Annotated in this window: 18 protein-coding genes and 2 riboswitches; of the genes, 10 read left to right on the top strand and 8 right to left on the bottom strand. The window is 50.4% G+C overall.

From position 1 onward, the window contains the following. Nucleotides 1-80: 80 nt before the first annotated feature. Entirely contained in the window at nucleotides 81-947 is an 867-nt protein-coding gene (gene ptrR / locus OGW17_RS09110; RefSeq protein WP_071258313.1) for a putrescine utilization regulator PtrR, read from the bottom strand. A 103-nt stretch (nucleotides 948-1050) separates the two neighbouring features. Between ptrR and sad the strand changes: the two genes are divergently transcribed. The 5 genes from sad (at nucleotide 1051) to OGW17_RS09085 (ending at nucleotide 7081) form a co-directional block, all read left to right on the top strand. Beyond that, nucleotides 1051-2439 (top strand): succinate-semialdehyde dehydrogenase, encoded by a 1389-nt coding sequence (gene sad, locus OGW17_RS09105; RefSeq protein ID WP_071258314.1) that lies wholly within the window; start codon nucleotides 1051-1053, stop codon nucleotides 2437-2439. Nucleotides 2440-2541: 102 nt separating this feature from the next. After that, nucleotides 2542-4131 carry a methyl-accepting chemotaxis protein gene (locus tag OGW17_RS09100; protein ID WP_012132417.1) on the top strand — a complete coding sequence of 530 codons (1590 nt, stop codon included), beginning with the start codon at nucleotides 2542-2544 and terminating at the stop codon, nucleotides 4129-4131. Nucleotides 4132-4194: 63 nt separating this feature from the next. After that, the gene (gene glsB / locus OGW17_RS09095) at nucleotides 4195-5121 is read left to right on the top strand and encodes a glutaminase B (RefSeq protein ID WP_058669100.1); all 927 of its coding nucleotides are present in this window, start codon (nucleotides 4195-4197) and stop codon (nucleotides 5119-5121) included. Next, nucleotides 5121-5480 (top strand): DUF4186 domain-containing protein, encoded by a 360-nt coding sequence (locus OGW17_RS09090; protein ID WP_049010515.1) that lies wholly within the window; start codon nucleotides 5121-5123, stop codon nucleotides 5478-5480. Before glsB ends, OGW17_RS09090 begins: the two co-directional genes overlap by 1 nt. 149 nt (nucleotides 5481-5629) lie before the next feature. Beyond that, nucleotides 5630-7081 (top strand): tagaturonate reductase, encoded by a 1452-nt coding sequence (locus OGW17_RS09085; RefSeq protein WP_071258315.1) that lies wholly within the window; start codon nucleotides 5630-5632, stop codon nucleotides 7079-7081. A 160-nt stretch (nucleotides 7082-7241) separates the two neighbouring features. Here OGW17_RS09085 and OGW17_RS09080 read toward each other — a convergent pair whose 3' ends face one another. Beyond that, on the bottom strand, nucleotides 7242-7568 hold the full coding sequence (locus OGW17_RS09080) for a GFA family protein (RefSeq protein ID WP_024130336.1): 327 nt from the start codon (nucleotides 7566-7568) through the stop codon (nucleotides 7242-7244). 323 nt (nucleotides 7569-7891) lie between these two features. On the opposite strand from OGW17_RS09080, the gene OGW17_RS09075 reads away from it, so the two are divergent. Beyond that, on the top strand, nucleotides 7892-8413 hold the full coding sequence (locus tag OGW17_RS09075; RefSeq protein WP_058669102.1) for a GNAT family N-acetyltransferase: 522 nt from the start codon (nucleotides 7892-7894) through the stop codon (nucleotides 8411-8413). 35 nt (nucleotides 8414-8448) lie between these two features. Here OGW17_RS09075 and OGW17_RS09070 read toward each other — a convergent pair whose 3' ends face one another. Continuing rightward, complete coding sequence (locus tag OGW17_RS09070; protein ID WP_012132412.1) at nucleotides 8449-9162, bottom strand: GNAT family N-acetyltransferase; 714 nt, start codon at nucleotides 9160-9162, stop codon at nucleotides 8449-8451. A 243-nt stretch (nucleotides 9163-9405) separates the two neighbouring features. Between OGW17_RS09070 and OGW17_RS09065 the strand changes: the two genes are divergently transcribed. Further along, on the top strand, nucleotides 9406-9918 hold the full coding sequence (locus OGW17_RS09065) for a GNAT family N-acetyltransferase (RefSeq protein WP_071258319.1): 513 nt from the start codon (nucleotides 9406-9408) through the stop codon (nucleotides 9916-9918). A gap of 360 nt (nucleotides 9919-10278) precedes the next feature. Here OGW17_RS09065 and OGW17_RS09060 read toward each other — a convergent pair whose 3' ends face one another. Then, nucleotides 10279-11058 (bottom strand): HAD-IIB family hydrolase, encoded by a 780-nt coding sequence (locus tag OGW17_RS09060; protein ID WP_071258321.1) that lies wholly within the window; start codon nucleotides 11056-11058, stop codon nucleotides 10279-10281. A gap of 202 nt (nucleotides 11059-11260) precedes the next feature. After that, nucleotides 11261-11335, top strand: a riboswitch (Fluoride riboswitch). Nucleotides 11336-11571: 236 nt separating this feature from the next. Between OGW17_RS09060 and OGW17_RS09055 the strand changes: the two genes are divergently transcribed. Together OGW17_RS09055 and eno are read left to right on the top strand one after the other, a co-directional pair. Beyond that, a complete protein-coding gene (locus OGW17_RS09055; RefSeq protein WP_012132409.1) occupies nucleotides 11572-12000 on the top strand; it encodes a universal stress protein in 429 nt (142 codons plus the stop codon). A 15-nt stretch (nucleotides 12001-12015) separates the two neighbouring features. After that, nucleotides 12016-13302, top strand: a complete 1287-nt coding sequence (gene eno / locus OGW17_RS09050) for a phosphopyruvate hydratase (protein ID WP_071258322.1) — start codon at nucleotides 12016-12018, stop codon at nucleotides 13300-13302. Here eno and OGW17_RS09045 read toward each other — a convergent pair. After that, complete coding sequence (locus OGW17_RS09045; protein ID WP_071258323.1) at nucleotides 13299-14834, bottom strand: MutS-related protein; 1536 nt, start codon at nucleotides 14832-14834, stop codon at nucleotides 13299-13301. The genes eno and OGW17_RS09045 overlap by 4 nt on opposite strands. Next, a complete protein-coding gene (locus tag OGW17_RS09040) occupies nucleotides 14831-16390 on the bottom strand; it encodes a MutS-related protein (protein WP_081353180.1) in 1560 nt (519 codons plus the stop codon). The genes OGW17_RS09045 and OGW17_RS09040 overlap by 4 nt, the downstream gene beginning before the upstream one ends. Nucleotides 16391-16440: 50 nt before the next feature. Then, nucleotides 16441-16503: riboswitch (Fluoride riboswitch) on the bottom strand. Nucleotides 16504-16578: 75 nt separating this feature from the next. Between OGW17_RS09040 and OGW17_RS09035 the strand changes: the two genes are divergently transcribed. Beyond that, on the top strand, nucleotides 16579-17901 hold the full coding sequence (locus OGW17_RS09035) for a glycoside hydrolase family 10-like protein (protein WP_049011696.1): 1323 nt from the start codon (nucleotides 16579-16581) through the stop codon (nucleotides 17899-17901). A gap of 41 nt (nucleotides 17902-17942) precedes the next feature. On the opposite strand, the gene OGW17_RS09030 is transcribed toward OGW17_RS09035, so the two are convergent. Both OGW17_RS09030 and OGW17_RS09025 read right to left on the bottom strand, forming a co-directional pair. Further along, complete coding sequence (locus OGW17_RS09030; RefSeq protein ID WP_071258324.1) at nucleotides 17943-19211, bottom strand: type II toxin-antitoxin system HipA family toxin; 1269 nt, start codon at nucleotides 19209-19211, stop codon at nucleotides 17943-17945. Then, nucleotides 19204-19518: a helix-turn-helix domain-containing protein gene (locus OGW17_RS09025; protein ID WP_047463672.1), complete on the bottom strand. Its 315-nt coding sequence runs from the start codon at nucleotides 19516-19518 to the stop codon at nucleotides 19204-19206. Before OGW17_RS09025 ends, OGW17_RS09030 begins: the two co-directional genes overlap by 8 nt. Nucleotides 19519-19604: the final 86 nt, after the last annotated feature.

The following is a 19604-nucleotide window of genomic DNA, read 5'->3' as shown; positions in this document are numbered from 1 at the left end:
ACTGTTCCATATCCGTTTTCGTCTTGCGCAGTATAAAACGCTTCTCCCGGCAGGCGTAGCCCCAAACCCATAGGATAATGCTATGGCTGCGAGGACGGATTCAGCAGGGCGATAAACGCGTCCAGTTGACGGGTCATTGCCCCGCGACGCCACACAAGCCAGGTGTCCAGCCATCGCCATTCTTCGCTCAACGGCCAGGCTTCGACCTGATGATGCCCGGGCATACTTTCCAGCATGGTACGAGGGATCAGCGCGATGCCCGCTCCGGCGATAACGCACGCCAGCATGCCGTGGTACGACTCCATTTCATGAATGGTGCCGGGCATCGCGCGATCGGCATGAAACCAGCTTTCAAAGTGACGGCGATAAGAGCAGTTTGCGCGAAAGGCGTAGATATTGCTGCCATTCACGTCTTTTGCCCGCCGTACGGGGGAATGCCCATGAGGGGCGACAATCATCATCTCTTCACGGTATACCGGCATGCCTTCAAGACCCGGATGAGTAATCGGGCCATCAACAAACGCTGCGTTAAGTCTGCCTTCCAGAACGCCTTCGAGCATTGTCCCGGAAGGCCCGGTAGAGAGGGCGAACTGAATTTTGGGGTAACGCTGATTGTACCCGGCAAGCGTGGCCGGGATGCGTACCGCTGCGGTGCTTTCCAGCGCGCCGAGTGAAAACAGTCCCTGAGGTTCATCACCAGCAACCACCATTCGCGCTTCATCAACCAGCGCCAGGATCTGCTGGCTGTAGCGCAGAAAGTTATGTCCGGCGGGAGAAAGGCGCAGCCGCTGACTTTTACGAATAAACAGATCCACGCCAAGATCGGCCTCAAGCTGGCGGATTCGCGTAGTGAGGTTCGACGGGACGCGATGCACCTTCGCCGCCGCCTGCGTAATACTGCCGGTTTCGGCCACGGCATTGAACATTTCCAGCTGAGTCAGATCCATAGTTTTCTCTTTTTGTGAACGCAGTGCTTAATATTATTCATTTTTCAGAAAGAGTAAATGCGCCCATTATGCAGGCATTCCCGCAACGTAGAGAGACAAACCGATGACGATGACACCTGCTACACATGCGATTTCCGTGGACCCGACAACCGGTGAAACGCTGGCGATGATGCCGTGGGCCAGCGCTGATGATATTGAAAATGCACTCACTCTGGCTGCCCGTGGATTTGAGGAATGGAAACGCACGACGGTGGCATACCGGGCGCAGAAACTTCGCGATATCGGGCAAGCGCTGCGTAACCGTACAGAAGAGATGGCGCACAGTATTTCCCGTGAGATGGGAAAACCGATCCGGCAGGCGCGCGCCGAGGTGGCGAAATCTGCGGCGCTCTGTGACTGGTATGCAGAACATGGCCCCGCGATGCTTAACCCGGAACCGACGCTGGTGGAAAATCAGCAGGCGGTGATTGCATATCGTCCGCTGGGGACAATACTGGCGGTCATGCCGTGGAACTTTCCGCTCTGGCAGGTATTACGCGGGGCGATTCCCATCCTGCTGGCGGGTAACGGCTATTTACTAAAACATGCGCCGAATGTGATCGGTTGTGCTGAACGTATTGCGCAGATCTTCGCCGATGCCGGTATTCCGGCGGGCGTTTATGGTTGGGTGAATGCCAGTAACGACGGCGTTAGCCAGATGATTAACGATCCCCGTATTGCCGCCGTGACGGTAACGGGCAGCGTGCGTGCCGGGGCCGCGATTGGCGCGCAGGCCGGGGCTGCGCTGAAAAAATGCGTGCTTGAACTGGGCGGTTCCGATCCGTTTATCGTTCTTAACGATGCCGATCTGGATCTGGCTGTTAAAGCCGCTGTCGCCGGTCGCTATCAAAATACCGGGCAGGTATGCGCGGCGGCGAAGCGCTTTATTGTTGAAGAGGGGATTGCCGGGGAATTTACTGAACGGTTTGTTGCCGCCGCCAGCGCACTGAAAATGGGCGATCCGCTGGCGGAAGAGAACGATCTCGGCCCTATGGCGCGTTTTGATCTACGGGATGAGCTGCATCAGCAAGTGGAGGCATCAATAGCAGAAGGCGCGCGTTTATTACTGGGCGGTGAAAAGCTCGCCGGGGAAGGCAACTATTATGCCGTGACGGTGCTGGGCGATGTGACGCCTGAGATGACGGCGTTTCGTCAGGAGTTGTTTGGGCCCGTGGCGGCGATTACCGTGGCGAAGAACGCCGAACATGCCTTGCATCTGGCTAATGACAGCGACTTTGGGTTGTCGGCGACGCTGTTCACTGCGCGTGATGCACTGGCTCAGGAGATGGCATCGCGCCTGGAATGCGGCGGGGTATTTATCAATGGATACAGCGCCAGCGATCCGCGTGTGGCATTTGGCGGCGTGAAGAAAAGCGGCTTTGGTCGCGAGCTCTCCCATTTTGGCCTGCATGAGTTTTGCAACGTACAAACTGTCTGGAAAAACCGTCTGTGATCATTCCGGCGTCTTCTTGAGGCGCCATGTCACATTACTGCAATAGTTCTGTCATTTTCTCTCCGTACACTCGCGCATAACGCATTGATACAGAAGAATATCATGAACTTAACGCAAATTTTTCGAGGCTTAATTCGTCGTTTCACTCCCCGCCAGTTTGGTCTGTTAACGGGAATATTTTGCATTATCGCGCTGTTTTCTATTTTGCAGGTTGCGTCATCCCTGATGCTGTCGTTTTCCGTGCGAGACGCTCAGCGTAACGAACAACGTAACCAGCAGGCACTGCTGCAACAAACGAAGGTGGATGAGGCGAGGGTAGCGCTGTTGTCCGCAAGCGATCTGCTGAACCGGGCGGGCGTTTACTTTATGCAGGATGCCGCAACGGGATCAGAAGGCAGCTGGCGCCCGTTGATGGATGAAGCTCAGCAGGCGCTGGTGCAGTCAAAAACGGCCTGGGATGCCTGGCTTGCAATGGCCCCTCATAAAGACGACGGCCTGATTGAGAGTTATCAGCGTTTTTATAGCGGTATTCAGGAACAGGCGGACGGCCTGAGCCAGACTAACGCCATCGACGCGTTCTTTGCTGTTCCTGTTCAGGCGTTTCAGACAGATTTCAATGAAAACTATGCTCGCTTTCAGCAAGAGAGTGGGCGTCAGACAGAGGGTGGCAGGCAGCAGCTGATTGCCAGCCTGGAAGGGTTGCAGCACCTCTTTTTGTTCATCCCGTTTGTGCTGGTGGTGATTGCCCTGCTGGTCTGGAGCGGCATGTCTCGCTGGGTTATTTCTCCGCTGCGCCGCCTGATCGCCCATATTAATATTCTGGCCGCAGGCGATCTGTCCGAACCAATGCCGAAGGTGAGCGGGTTTAACCGCGAGGTCGCGCAACTCAGCTCACGCATTGATGCGATGCAACAGGGGCTGAGGCAGCTGGTGCAGCAGGTGAGCGATGCCACCACCGCAATGGTCGGCAACATCGATCAGCTTGCGCAGAGCAACAAACAGCTTTATCAGCAATCGGCGAAACAGAGCGAAGAGTTAAGTAGTGTCACCTCGCATATCTCGTTTCTGGAAACGCATGTCGAGGACAATAGCGGCTTTGCCAGACTGGCTAATCAACGTGCAGCCGAGGCGCGTCAGGTAGCGGCTGGCGGCGATCGTATGATGGAAACTGTTAACCGTTCGATGCAGGCGATTGTTGAGCGATCGTCAGAAATGCGCGGGATCATCTCTCTGATTGACAGCGTCGCGTTCCAGACCAATATCCTGGCGCTGAACGCGGCTATCGAAGCAGCTCATGCCGGAGAACAAGGTCGCGGATTTGCCGTGGTGGCAAAAGAAGTGGGGCTGCTGGCCCGTAAAAGCAGTCAGTCCACGCAGAACATACAGGAACTTATCCACCACTCCTTGCAGGGAATCGAGGAGGGTTCACATGCGGTTAACCGGCTGGAAGAAAATTTACAGCAGGTGATTTCGTTAGTAGACAATCTGGGCATACTGTTGAATGACATCTCTGGCGCCACGTTAAGTCAGGGGGACAGCATCCACCAGATGACGGGGCAGCTACAGGCGCTTAACCGTGCGGCGCAAGAGACCAGCAGCCTGGTGAATACCGCATCGGCGTCATCGCTGCAACTGCATCATGAATCTCATCAGCTTCTGAACGCGGTGGCGCGATTTCGTCTTTCTGCCTGACGCCGCACATTCAGCTCTGTTATACTCGCAGGCCTTTTCAGACCTGCGAGCAAGGAGCACATTGTGGCCAGGGCCATGGACAATTCAATTTTAGAGACCATCCTTCAGCAGGTGCGCCCGTTGATTGGACAGGGGAAAGTGGCTGATTACATCCCTGCGCTGGCTTCTGTCGATGGATCAAAACTGGGGATCGCCATTTGCACCGTTGACGGGCAATACTATCAGGCTGGCGATGCGCAGGAACGCTTCTCAATACAATCCATATCAAAGGTGCTGAGTCTGGTAGTGGCGATGCGTCACTACCCGGAAGAGGAAATCTGGCAACGTGTCGGAAAAGATCCCTCCGGGTCGCCATTCAATTCCTTGGTGCAGCTGGAACTGGAGCAAGGGATACCGCGTAACCCCTTCATTAATGCCGGCGCGCTGGTGGTTTGCGATATGCTGCAAGGGCGACTGAGCGCGCCGCGCCAGCGTATGCTGGAAGTGGTCCGGGCGCTTAGCGGCGTGTCGGATATTGCGTATGACGTCACGGTTGCCCGTTCTGAATTTGAGCACTCCGCACGCAATGCCGCTATTGCCTGGCTGATGAAGTCATTTGGTAATTTCCAGCATGATGTCACTACCGTTTTGCAAAATTACTTTCACTACTGCGCGTTGAAAATGAGCTGTGCGGAACTGGCGCGTACATTTGTTTTTCTGGCCAGACAGGGGCAGGCGTTTCACCTTGATGAACCGGTTGTCTCGCCGATGCAGGCCCGACAAATCAACGCGCTGATGGCGACCAGTGGAATGTACCAGAACGCAGGCGAATTTGCCTGGCGAGTAGGATTACCTGCTAAGTCAGGCGTTGGCGGCGGGATTGTGGCGATTGTCCCGCACGAAATGGCGATTGCGGTATGGAGCCCTGAACTGGACCCGGCGGGCAACTCCCTGGCGGGTATTGCGGTACTCGAACAACTCACCCAACAATTAGGTCGTTCGGTTTACTGATGAACGCGCTTGATCCACTTTTTTCTCGCCTGTCACGTTCGCCATTTCGCGCGCGGTTTCGTCTTGGCGCAAAAGAAAGGCAGTATTGCTGGGATAAAGGCGCGCAGGTTATTGATCAACATGCCGCCGAGTTTATTGCTAAGCGGCTGGCCCCGGCTTTTCCGCGCAACGATGGTAAACAAACGCCGATGCGCGGCCACCCCGTATTTATTGCCCAACACGCGACGGCGACCTGCTGCCGTGGTTGTCTGGCGAAATGGCACAACATTCCTCAGGGAGAATCGCTGAGTGAAGAACAGCAGCAGTATGTTGTCGCCGTCATTCACCACTGGCTGGTTATCCAGATGAATCAGCCGTAAATCTCCGCGTCGTGAGAGATGTTAAAGCATAAAACAGTTTTGATTAATCGTGACTACTTGATCAAAACAGGGTTTCAATATCATAAAGTTTGCTAACCTGTTCTACCAATTCAAACAGGTTGTATGACTAATTAAGAAGGGAACCCATTGTGAAAACTCTAAACCGTCGCGATTTTCCCGGTGCCAGCTATCCTGAGCGCATCATTCAGTTTGGTGAGGGAAACTTCCTGCGCGCCTTTGTTGACTGGCAAGTTGATCTGCTGAATGAACATACCGATTTGAACGCCGGAGTGGTCATTGTTCGCCCTATCGAAAGCACGTTTCCGCCGTCATTGAGTACCCAGGACGGGCTCTATACCACGATTATTCGTGGTTTGAATGAAAAGGGCGAGGCGGTTAGCGACGCGCGTTTGATCCGTTCTGTTAACCGTGAAATCAGCGTCTATGAGGATTACGATGAATTCCTGAAACTGGCGCATAACCCGGACATGCGTTTTGTTTTCTCTAATACCACAGAAGCCGGTATTAGCTACCATGCCGGTGACGCATTTGATGACGCGCCCGCGGTCAGCTACCCCGCGAAGCTGACGCGACTGCTGTTTGAACGTTATACCTGTTTTGACGGCGCGCTTGATAAAGGCTGGATTATCATTCCTTGTGAACTGATTGATTACAATGGCGAGGCGTTGCGCGAGCTGGTACTGCGTTACGCTCAGGAGTGGAGCTTGTCCGCTGCGTTTGTGCAGTGGCTGGATCAGGCGAACACCTTTTGTTCCACGCTGGTTGACCGGATTGTGACCGGATATCCGCGTGATGAAGTGACGCAACTTGAAGCGGAACTTGGCTATCACGATGCTTTTCTCGATACTGCGGAACATTTTTATCTGTTTGTGATTCAGGGGCCAAAAAAGGTAGCTTCTGAGCTGCGTCTTGATAAGTATCCGCTCAACGTGCTGATTGTTGATGACATCAAGCCGTACAAAGAGCGTAAGGTCGCGATCCTGAATGGTGCGCATACGGCGCTGGTGCCCGTTGCGTTCCAGGCCGGGCTGGATACCGTTGGTGAAGCCATGAATGACCGCGACATTTGCGCCTTTGTTGAAAAAGCCATCTATGAAGAGATTATTCCGGTGCTGGACTTACCTCGCGACGAGCTAATGTCGTTCGCCAGTGCGGTGACGGGGCGTTTCCAGAATCCGTATATTAAACACCAGTTGTTGTCGATTGCGTTAAATGGCATGACTAAATTTCGCACCCGTATTTTACCGCAGCTACTGGCAGGGCAGCAGGTCAGCGGCGTTTTACCGGCGCGCCTGACGTTTGCGCTTGCGGCGCTGATCGCATTTTATCGTGGTGAACGTCGCGGCGAGACGTATCCGCTCCAGGATGATGCGCACTGGATTGAGCGCTATCAACAGTTGTGGCATCAACATAGCGACGGTCTTATCAGCACACAGGATTTGGTTCATACCGTGCTGGCCGTGGACGCGCATTGGGAGCAGGACCTGACGCACGTTGCAGGTCTGGTCGAACAGGTCACGACCGACCTGGATGAAATCCTGACGAAAGGGATGCGTGAAGCGGTAAAACCGCTGTGCTAATCATCTGACCCGGCTGCGGCCGGGTTTTGTTTTCATGTTATTTAGTTACAACATACTTTTGAGGGGGAAATTAATCGCTGTCTGAAACTTCCGTGCGTTTACCCGTCAGGCAGAAAAGGGAGGGCTGGCGAAACAGGCAGACAGGGTGAGGGCGATGCGCTTAATGCGCATGAAGATCTTCATCCTGAGGCTCGTCAAATACGCCAGTTAACAACGCAACGGTAGGCGCATCATCAATTGCGCCTACTGAACTTCCGCAGTGAGAACAAAATGCCCGACTGGAGATATCCGAAGAGCGCCAGACCGCAGGCTTGTCTCCTTGTCCTGTCCACGTCACATCCTGAGCGTCGAACTCAACCCAACTGACCGAATATGCACCTGTATGTTTTTGGCAAATCGAGCAGGAACAGGTATGTGGATTTTTCGGCGCTACTGCCGAAAAACGGATAAAACCGCACAGACAGCCGCCAGTATAGACTTTGCTCATCGTCATTTCCGTTAAACATTCATTTCCCGACACTATCAGATGATCCCACACTCAACCAGTGATGAATGGCAGAAAGGAGAACAGACGCAGGATCATAATGACAAAGCGGGATCTGTGTTACAACGGAGGCTAAACAGATGTCTCAATGGCTGGAAAACCGTGTCTATCTGTCTATTGGAATTTGCCAGCGACAGCGCATTTGTTGCGTTTTTCCGTCAACACACGGGATTAACGCCAACGCGTTATCCACAGAAAGTTTTGGACGGAATGAGTGGATAACTCAGTTACAATAGAAGCAACGTAAGCATAATGAGTGGAAAATAATGTCTGCTATCGTCACGGAAAGATTCATTCTGCGCCCTCAAGCCATCACAGATTATGATGTATGGTATCCGATGTATTCAGACCCTAAAATATTTCATCTGGTTAATGCCCCAGGCTTTACGCCGGAAGAGGCATGGAACCGCCTGTTGAGAAACATCGGGCATTGGTCTGTTTTTGGTTACGGTATATTTTCTATTTTTCAAAAGTCTGACGGCACGTTTTTAGGCGAAACAGGGCTGGCTAATTTTCATCGTGGCATTGATGAAAACTTTGAGAACTGTGTCGAGGCATCATGGGTTATTTCACGTTCAGCTCAGGGGGCTGGCGTAGCAAAGGAAGCCGCCGTCGCTGCGCATCAGTGGTTTGTCCATTCGTTTTCACCTTCGAAGACAATTTGTCTTATCGCAAAGAATAACATTCCGTCCATTCGTGTTGCTGAGCATGTGGGCTACCGTATTTATGATGAATGCTTATACAAAGGCGCTGAGTGTTTAAAACTTGAATGCTTATGGGATAAATAAAAGCATGGGCCGTCGTCACGGCCCCGTATTCCTGATTACACTTCAGGCTCCGCCAGATAGTGCCGTAAAGGGTGGATCTGATGTCCACGTTCGTCGAGATTTTCCGTTCTTAGCCAGACAGATATCGCACTGGATATCTTCGGCCACTCGGCGCTAATAATTGAATATGTTGCGATATCCACGCTCCTTGATTTTATGATTTGCTTATCACGTAAGATGCCTTCTTTCCGAAACCCAATTCTTTCAGCAGCATTCATCCCAGCATGGTTAAGCGTGTCTGTTTGCCACTCACAACGACGATATTTAAGGACATCAAAAACATACATCAGTAAAAGATAAATTGCTTCCGTGCTTAAAAAGGTACGTTTTATCGCTGGCGTGAGATGTACATATCCGATTTCCGCAACGCCATTATTCTTGTCTATATTAAAAAGGGCGAGGGTGCCTCGGGCTTTCGCGGATTTATTTTCTATTATGGCATAATATGAAATTCCGCCCTGACTGATGATGCGTTTGATATAGTCAAAGGTTGCTTGCCTTGTCTCGGGGCGTTCATCAGGAAGATAAGTCCAGTCCCGTGGGTCCTCTATACTATGCCAGCCCTGATAAAGATCATCACAGTGGTAAGTCGCAAGGGGCTGTAAGTGACAGTAACGGCCTGACAACTGGCGCGTGTCAGGTAAAATAAAATCAAGGTTACCCTCAAGATGTCTGCCTACATATTGACCGAAGATATTAAGCTCTTTCATACTCTTCTCCTTAAAATAATAACGACAAGGATTTAAACGAGTAATATCGGTATGTTTATGTGAGTAAGCGACAGGTTCCTTAGTATGTTAACAACAACTGATGGATGTACCCGATGAAAACATTATATATTAACCATAGCATATTTTAATCTTGCTACAGCACTTCTGAGCGCTTTGTGATAAATATCATATTCAGCATTATGTTGTGCGTTAACTTAAATTTAAGCCGTTTCAGGAGAGTGTATGAACTTGACCATACGTTATGCTGTACCTGCCGATACCCCGATATTACAAACACTGGGGAAGTCAAGTTATTACTATCATTTCAAAGAGTTATGGGATTGTCCTGTAGAGCTTCGACAATTTATTGACAGTGAGTACGCGCCGGACCAACTTGAAAATAGTTTAAATGATCCGTCAGTTACCTGGCTCATTGCGGAAAGCGATAAGCCAGTAGGTTTTGCAAAGATAAGCTGGGACCGTCCAGTTAGCGGTGGTAATCACTCAGGTGCGCTCTTAAACAAACTGTATTTTGCACCCGGAGAAACCGGGAAAGGATATGGCCGAATTCTTTTCGAAAAAGCTATCGAGATAGCAAGGCATAAGGAGCAGCATTTTTTCTGGTTGCAGGTTCTTAAGGGTAACGACAGCGGGCGTCGGTTTTATGAATCCCTGGGGATGCAGCATCTTGCGGATGAGGAATTCACAACGCCTAAGCAAAAAAACGTGTTACATGTATTCGGAAAATGTATTTAGACATCGCGGGAAGTGCTGGAGCTGTGAAACAGAGCCTCAGAATCAACGGAGAGTCGTGCTGGAGAAAGTGCTTCAGAGACTATAGCGGCCAGCACAAGGATGACTACAAAACCACAGATTCTCCCTTTACCCTCTTTAGTGCGCATAATGTATATTATGTTAAATTGAATTTATGACGCCCAATACAGGCTTACTCCCTTGACTCATAATGCATCCCTCGCCTTTTCTGCACGCCTTCCATCGTGCCCTGTGTGAATTCTGCAAACTGTTGGCGGTTATCCTGCGTCAGATTTCACGTAGCGCACGCATTAAAAACCCGGCCACTGTGACCGGATAAGCCGACGGGACCTGCGTTTTTCACTATCTGGCGGCAATTACCGCATCTGCAATTTCCACAAAACCAGCACCTCCCGGGCCACGGGTAATCCACTGCGGAGGTTTCGGGATTTGATCAAGGTAATCTGATACCGTGCTCACTCCAACCGTATGTTCAAAGAATGAAAACATCGGCGCATCATTCGTCGAGTCGCCGCTATACAATACGGCAGAACGTTCGGCATCAATGTCGAGATCGTAAAAATCCCTGAGCACTCGTCGGGCCATAGATAACTTGTCATATTCTCCAGACCAGCCAAGAATCCAGAGATTGTTTACGGTGGTTGTAGCACCTGCTTGCGTCAATGCGTTAAGTATTAATGAACACTGATGGGCTTCTGGCGGTTTAGCAAAGGCAATGGACGTCATCCTGAAAGGTTGATCGTCGGCAAAATGAGCGGCAGGAATTTCCCTTTTTATCTGTTCCCCAATTTGCGTCAGGCGCTCAGCGACGTCAGGATATTTTTCTGTGCCGTGCCAGAAGAAACGCTCAATGCCATGACCGTCATTTCGCCTTCTGAAAAACACACCGCCATTTTCACCAATGACGCCATCAACTGGCCACATCCGTGCCATCTGGTCGCACCAGCCTGCGGGCGCGGCTGTGACCGGTATCACTTTTACTCCTGCATTCTGCAACCGTTCCAGCGCCATATAGGTTTCAGCCGCAAGGCGCCCCTTGTAAGTCAGCGTTTCATCCATGTCTGTGAGAACAAAACGCACATGTTTAAATGTTGACGAATCTGCGGAACAGATCTCTTTCATAAGCACACTCGAAGACTTGTAGATACAATAACTGTCTATAATTAAACGACTTATGGAATTGTTAAAGTCAAAATCGTACTAAGTTATAATTTTTATTGCGTTATTTCCGCCGCAGATTTCGTTGACTACCCTCTCCTTCTTCGCGATCCATGCGTAACAGACTTACTTCTCATTGATTTCCGCCTGAACCTGCTATACGCTTAGTTCACAAGGTGATGGTGTTCCACCTTTCCCAACCGCCGGTTCGCTCGAATCGGATGATGACGCCTGATATACAACTGTTGCTGTTTTTCTTAGGCATGTATGTCGGGTATCGCTATGAATAGTAAAACAACCACTTCATTACTTCCTGAATCTCATCTTTTTGAAAAGAAAGATGTTATCCATGCCTTTGACTATCACAACATCAGCAACAACGTAGCGCTCACCGGCTCTTGTTATGTCCATCGGCCCGTCTGCAACACATTGTTCATTTGCGATGCTGAACGTTTCTCATTACTTGAGAGGTGGCGTATGCATATGTACAAACACGCATTATTACTGGTCCAGAATGAAATCGATGGTGTGCTGTTGCTGCACCATGCTGAACGTCTGGCAAAAGAAATGGGGACTCAGATCACCCTCGGGCATATCAGTTCTGATTACCGGGAGCTGGATTACACGAGTGATGCTTTAACCCGGGATCGGCAATCACATGAAGTGATCGAGGCCAAAGCGATGCTCAGTCGCCTGGCGGAATCCAGCAGTATTCATGTGCAAGTGAAATCAATTATCAGCATTCAACGTTTCAAAGATGTTGAAGCGGTTATCCAACATGAGGATATCGACCTGGTCATGCTGGGTCATAAGAATCGCCTGTTTGGGGTTTTTTCCTCGTTCTCTTTTGAGTTCATCAATCATCTCTCGGTTGATGTGCTGATTAAACATATATCCACTCCATAAAATAAGGTCATTTCTATGAGCTATGAAATTGAACGTGTGATCGCAAGAGAAATTCTGGACTCCCGAGGTAATCCGACCGTTGAGGTCGAAGTCTCCGCCATCGGCGGCGGTGTTGCGCGCGCGTCAGTCCCTTCCGGTGCCAGTACCGGTTCGCGCGAAGCCATTGAGCGCCGTGATGGAGATAAGTCGCGTTTTGGCGGCAAAGGTGTATTGGGCGCGGTTCAGAGTATCAATACTGAGATCGATAATGCGCTACGGGGATATGATGTCCGCCGTCAGAAAGATATCGATAACTGCCTGATAACTCTTGATGGTACGGAAAATAAAAGTCGTCTCGGGGCCAATGCTATTCTCGGGGTATCGCTTGCCGTGGCGCGTCTGGCCGCGCAGCTATCAAACATTCCGCTGTATCGTTACCTCGGCGGCGTTGGCGCTAACCTCCTCCCGGTTCCTTGTATGAATATCATCAATGGCGGCGTTCACGCTCGCTGGCAAGGCGCCGATTTTCAGGAGTTCATGATTGCTCCCTGGGGCGCAAGCTCTGTTCGGGAAGCCATTCGCTGGGGTAGCGAGGTGTATCAGAATTTACGTCAGGTCTTACTGGAGAAAGGCTTGTCTACTGGCGTGGGTGATGAAGGTGGATTCGCGCCAGCCGTCTCGTCAAACCGGCAACCGCTGGAATTGATTGTCGAAGCGATCGAAAAAGCCGGTTATAAACCCGGCGAGGATATTGTTATTTGCATGGACCCTGCATCCAGCGAATTTTATTCAGACGGAAAATACACCCTGCGCAGCGAAAATGCGCAATTCAGTGCGGAAGAGATGACGCGCTATTATGAGCGGCTGGTCAACGAATTCCCCATTGTTCTGATCGAAGATGGCCTGGCCGAAGATGACTGGGCTGGCTGGCGAATTCTGAGCGATACGCTTGGCAATAAGATTGAACTGGTGGGTGACGATCTTTTTGTGACTAACGTGAAATATATCCAGCGAGGAATTGATGAAAATCTGGCGAATGCCGCACTGATCAAATTGAACCAGATTGGTACGTTAAGCGAGACAATTGAAGCGGTTCAATTGTGTCATGATCATCACTGGGGCAGCTTTATCTCACACCGTAGCGGAGAAACAATAGACAGTTTCATTGCTGATATGACGGTAGGCTTACGCGCCGGACACCTCAAAACGGGAGCGCCAAGCCGTGGAGAACGCATCGAGAAATACAATCAGCTAATGCGTATTGAAGATGAACTTGGCGATGCCGCCGTTTTCGCCGGTAAATCTGCCTTCAGAAAAGGTTAACGCTCTGAATCCTCTCCCGTATTCCGGTATACGGGAGAGGCATCAAAAACATCCCGGTACAGATCTTCGCCATAACTGATATCCAGAGGCACGCCTTCTGCTATTTTGTATGTCCTTTCTCCATCGTCGCGTCGTTCGGCGCACAGGTATACCGTGTCCTGGCGATCCTCCTGATAAAACGAACATGCAAATTCCGCAGTATGCGTAACAAAAAAGAGCTTCACGTTGCTTTCTGCCAGTGCGGTTACCACGCCTCTGATGATTTCGGCCCCTTCCCGACTGTTTGTTGCAGAGAACGATTCGTTAAACAGCACCAGGTCATCACGTTGTAGAGAATCAACAATGTCACTCATTCGTCGGAGCTCTTCATCCAGCTTTCCGCTGACCATATGGCTGTCTTCTTCACATTTGTAATGCGTGAATATCTGCCGACAAAGATCTGCGCTATAACATTCAGCAGAAACGAACATCCCCGTCTGCATCATTATCTGCGCCAGCCCGATACTGCGTAAAAACGTGGATTTCCCTCCCTGGTTTGCGCCAGTGATGATAAAAGTATTTTTATTATCTGTTCTTAATGTGTTGCTAACGATTTCCCGATCCGATGTCAGTGCAAGGCAGGGATCAAAGAGTGCCTCAAACACATGATGGCGTTCTCTTTGATATATCGGGACAGGAAAGCACAGTGGAATATTGCGTTTGTTTAAGGCCTGCGCAAGATTAAGGCATGAAATATAAAATCCTAATTCAGTGCGCAGTGACTTTAGAAAATTAAGCAAATGCGCGGTGGATTGCGCCATTGCATTGGCGATCAATACGAGCCCTTCATCCTTTAAGTCGCTTAATGCCCTGAAGCCATTTTCATCACGCGCGGCTAGCTGTACGGTGTAATGCGCTGGCCTTTTTGTCCAAAGACGCCGAAACCATCCTTTTTGCGGGGGATTGGGCCGCCTGAGTACATAGTCTTTGCCCTGATTACCCTGCCCTAATCGCGCGCTGATTAATACGCCTTTTTTGAAAGTCATCTGCTTCAGATGTCTTTCAATAGTGCTCATATAATCATCGTTTAACTCCTGAACAAGCATCGAGAAAAGACGAACCATCCCCGGAGATTCAACGTGATGGATATTTTCTTGTGCGATAATTTTTATTTTCTGTAAATATGTCATCAGGAATTGGGTAAACGAAAGAGACTGATGCAGCACAGCGGAAGGATAATGACCAAAAACGCCGTAGTGAAGTTTCTCCTTTTCCATTTGCAGACATTCAACCACCACGTTATAGAATGTTCTGATAACGTCCTCGTTATACAGGCAATCCCGCAGAATAGCCTGCCTGTACTCAATGTCAGGAATGCCCGATAGCAGCACGGAACATGCCTTCCTGACGACGGAATAAAGAAAATCATCTCCATCAGACAACGCATTAAACAACACCGCCAACTCCAGATCTTTCATGGCAAATTTGATGTTCTCTGGGATATTATCGTCAACGATAAAATCGTTATCTTTATACATCAGATACGCGTTCATCCGTTTAACCTCGTTTTTATCTGCTCATATGTCAGCCCATGCTTTATCACCAGCGTCGTTGACCATGCGATACCATCGGCCGGTTTCCTGGTGATTTTATAGGTTCTTAATGCCGCATTATTATGCTCAACCGTACTCATTAAGCTGACGATGGACGGATCTAATGCCGTAAGCTCGTCGATAAACGTTACGCAGACACAAAGCGCATCGAGCATGACTATTTTCTTGATTACCCGTGTTCCCAGATAAATGGCGTCCCGCGATGTGGTTGACGTAAAAATCTCATTCATGATAATCAAACTGTGTGATGTGGCAGCATCAAGGATCGCTTTTATTCTCACCAGGTCGTCATACAGTTTTCCCCGAAGGTTATAAATATTTTCGCTTTTCTCAAAATGCGTAAAAATAGTGTCTGTCAGAAAGAGCTTTGCCTGCCTGGCAGGGACATAAATGCCCAGCAAGGCAAGAAAATGCAGTTGCCCTATCATGCGGGCAAAGGTGGTTTTCCCGCCCTGGTTGGGGCCCGATATGACGAAAATACGTTCATGCTTCTGGAAGCTGAAATCATTGCAGACAACCTTCTCCTTTTTCTCAAGGATGACCTCTGCAAGCGCGAGATCGAAAGCCGCAACAGCCGAAATAGCCTTTTCATCTCGTTGTACCTCCGGGATACAAAATGGCAGCCCTTTCTGCCGAAATTTTTCAATGTATTCCACAACAGCCAGATAAAACTGCACTTCACGTTCAAAAAGATCCAGCGTGTTATCTCTGTAGCGCCTGTTGGCATCTATAAACACATCAAGTTGATGAAACTCGGCGGGAAATAGTCTGGCAACACAATCCAGAACTTGTGCTTCAATATGGTTCATCCCGAAGCTGTGATGTCTACTCTCCACCTCGACATTCACATCATGCTGCTTAAACTTTGAGAACACATCGAGGATCTCATCGCTATAGTTTTTCTCCTGGTGATACCGTTCAACAATAATGGTGTCGCCTTTAATTTTCAGGCCGTACTGAACCGCCTCCAGACTTTTTCTTATCATAGTGGCGGTTGAATATAACCCGGTAAAATTTTCACTCTCGATATACTGACGAAGATAATGCCTGAAATTAATCATACCGTCGGAAGACAAAGACAGCGGCGCTATACGCTCATACAGCGCCGTAACGGCCTGGCAATACAACAAAATGCACTCAAGCTCCCAGCGCCGCTGTTGATAGAAGTAAAACCGGTTTGTTTTTTCTTCTGAAATCTCCCTGATATTCTTCATATCTGTGGAATATGCCATTAGCGCCTTATAGAGCGCATGTATTGTCACATCCTGAATAATTTCCTGTCGATAGAGGATATCCTCCAGACATTCGAGCGGTGAATAAAAGAAAGCGCTGATGCCGTACTCTTCCCGCCCCTGAACAATGCGATCGACGATTTTATCAAGATTCAGATCGACAAAATATGCAGGAGCACGATCGCCCGAAGGGGGGGTATGACGACGACCAGAGGCATACAAAACGGTAATAAATTGCAGCGATGTTGTTGAGGTACGGCGCATAATGACTCCTACACAATACACGTTGACTTGTCCACGCGGGGCAACGTCCAGAATGTGCAGGCATCATCAGCCAGAGGGCGGTTATGAGGAGGAATGCCATCTCCTGTAAAAAACGTAGCAATGAACTCTGTAATTAGCCAGATCTCGTGTAAGATTTTTTGGATTAACCAAACGGAAAATTGGCAAATATGATCATCAGCTCTCGTCACGCTCGTCTTGTCAGCAAAGTAAAAAAACGGGCTACGCTTGTCGCCACCGCGTTTTTACTTGCCAGTTGCGCCTCAAAACCTCCCGTTTCGCTGGTTACGCCCCCTTCTTCTGCGACGCCAGCCCCATCCCAGAAAAATCAGCAGCCGGTTCGTGGTATCTGGCTGGCAACCGTTTCGCGTCTTGACTGGCCTCCGGTCAGTTCCGTGAATACGAGTAATGCGGCGGTTCGGGTGCGTCAACAACAGAACGCGTTGATCGAAAAGCTGGATAAGCTAAAAAGTCTGGGAATCAATACCGTGTTTTTCCAGGTCAAGCCGGATGGAACGGCGCTCTGGCCGTCAAAAATTTTACCGTGGTCAGATATGCTGACCGGAAAGATTGGTGAAGATCCGGGCTACGATCCGCTACAGTTTATGCTTGATGAAGCGCATAAGCGGGGAATGAAAGTACACGCTTGGTTTAACCCCTACCGCGTATCAGTAAACACCAAACCGGCAACGGTGGCGCAGTTAAACGCGACGGTGACGTCAAATCCGGCGAGCGTGTTTGTGCTGCATCGCGACTGGGTGCGCATCTCTGGAGACCGTTTTGTTCTTGATCCCGGCATTCCTGACGTCCGGGACTGGATCACCAGTATCGTGGCGGAAGTGGTCACACGTTATCCCATCGATGGCGTACAGTTTGATGACTATTTCTATACCGAAACGCCAGGCTCCACGCTTAACGACAATTCCACCTTTGCCCGATATGGTCAGGCGTTTGCCTCAAAAGCGGACTGGCGGCGACACAATACGCAACTGCTGATTGAGCAGGTATCCCGCACGGTCAAAAACCTGAAACCGGATGTTGAATTTGGCGTCAGCCCCGCTGGTGTATGGCGTAACCGCTCGCATGATCCGGCAGGTTCAGATACGAGGGGCGCGGCGGCGTATGATGAATCCTATGCCGATACTCGCCGCTGGGTGCAACTGGGATTACTGGATTACATTGCGCCGCAGCTCTACTGGCCCTTTGCGCGTGACGCGGCCCGTTATGATGTGCTGGCGAAATGGTGGGCGGATGTGGTGAAACCCACGAATACCCATCTCTATATTGGCGTGGCGTTGTATAAAGTCGGCGAACCGTCAAAGAATGAACCGGACTGGATGATCAATGGCGGCGTCCCGGAGCTTAAGAAGCAACTCGATCTGAATGAATCCGTCTCACAAATCAAAGGCACAATCCTGTTCAGAGAAAGCTATCTTGATCGGCCGCAAACCCAGCAAGCGGTGAACTATCTGAAAAGCCGGTGGGGAAGCTAACCTCCCCCACACCCTCTTGTTCCGTGAGACTGACTCAGCCGTCATCCCTTCAGGCGGCTGATATTCCCATCAATCTGTTTTTGGATATAGTTCAGCGTGTCGCTCGTGATTTGCCCCGGGTAGAGGTCGGTAGCAATTGCGCTGAACGTCGCCGCAACGTCGCAAATAGTCGCGATGATCTCCGCGACTCTGGTGGCTGGCAATTCGGCTTCCTGTTCACCCAGCGCCTGAAGATGCTTTCTTTCAATATCCAGAGCTTCACCCATCACATCCATCTGATGATAGCCGCCAGGCCCATCGCAATAGGTCACATCATAGGCGGGCGCCAGGGTCCATTGTCCATCTGCGGACATCAGATAAGCGAAGTTCTTCGGATGATCGTCCCGGTTGTTGAACACGACATTAAAGACCACTCGCTCGAAGGCAAGCGTTTTTTCCCGAATATCGTTGGTGCATATTTGCGTCGCACGTAAAAAACTTCGGTAGTCGAGCGAACCAGGCGTCTGGTAATTCGCGCCAGTGAAGGCGGCCAGACTTTGCATGGGCACGCGCATCCCTTGTTCACGATCAAAACGGCGGGTGGCGAATGCCGCTTGCCCTTCCGGCAAGGCGAAATACGTAACGTCAGGCGTCTGGATGCCGCATTTGCGCAGACACGCTGAATAGACGGCTTCAATGGCGCAGACCTCGGCATGTTCCTGTCTGGCCGGGAATTTGACCAGCCAGCTTTCCGCACCTGCTAACGGCGAGGTTGTGAATTTTGACGTGACAGTGTCACGGTAGAGTAATGCTTTTGGCCGTGCCCCCTGCGGTGAACCGCCCATCTGCAATAATTTTTGCAGGAACTCCCCGCCTTCTCCGCTCAGAACCTCCTGCACCTCTGCGGCCAGCTGCACCAGCGGGATCTCTTCTTGCGAGGTAAGTTCTGCCTCTGCCTGTACCGGCTGGAATGTCATTGCCCCCATTGCGTTGCCGCCTACCCAGGTGAGCCGCTCCAGGGGGCCAATTCGGGCGGCATTGAGTCCTCTGCGTTTGAATAAGCGATCCATCAGCAGCATTCCCCAGCCATCAGGCAGAGCGTCGTAAACCGGCCCCGGAAGATGTAATTGATGAGCCGGAAAGTCCCTGCGTAATCGCGGCCCCTCAAGCGGTAATGTTAAGCGGGACAGCTCAAAACCTTTGCGAACGGCCTCGTCACTGTATTCAAAGGCGATGACTGGCCGACCGGTCAATGCCGTTGATGAGACCAGCTTGCCCCAGAGCCATCGTTCCCCCCATCCTTCATAGAAGACGTCTATCTGCTCAGGCATCGCTATTTTTCCTCTTCACCCGCTGACGCGTCGCGCTCTTCTCATAACGTAAGATATCATCCAGGCTATCAATTTTGGGCTTGAACAGCGCTTTCAACGCGTCGCCATAACCTAATACCACCGCCACTCTGACCAGATTCTCGAAGCCCACATTTTTGCCTGCTTCAAGGTTTGAAACCGTATTGACGCCAACTCCCGCCCGGGCGGCCACGTCAGCCTGAGTCATCTGTTTTGCCAGGCGTTCTTTGCGTAATCGGTCGCACAGTAGCGTAACAATCTCGGCTGGAGAACTAAGGGTTAAATCCATCATAGTGTCCCTTATCGCAATATTTCTGACGTAATACACAATATTATAGAGTTAATGTGCAGCGAAGGCAAAAAGCATAAACCACT

Source organism: Citrobacter sp. CK181, from assembly GCF_030333595.1.
GTDB classification, from domain to species: domain Bacteria; phylum Pseudomonadota; class Gammaproteobacteria; order Enterobacterales; family Enterobacteriaceae; genus Citrobacter_B; species Citrobacter_B koseri.
Note: the sequence above shows the minus strand (reverse complement) of the source record. Positions and strands in the feature narration are given on the sequence as shown.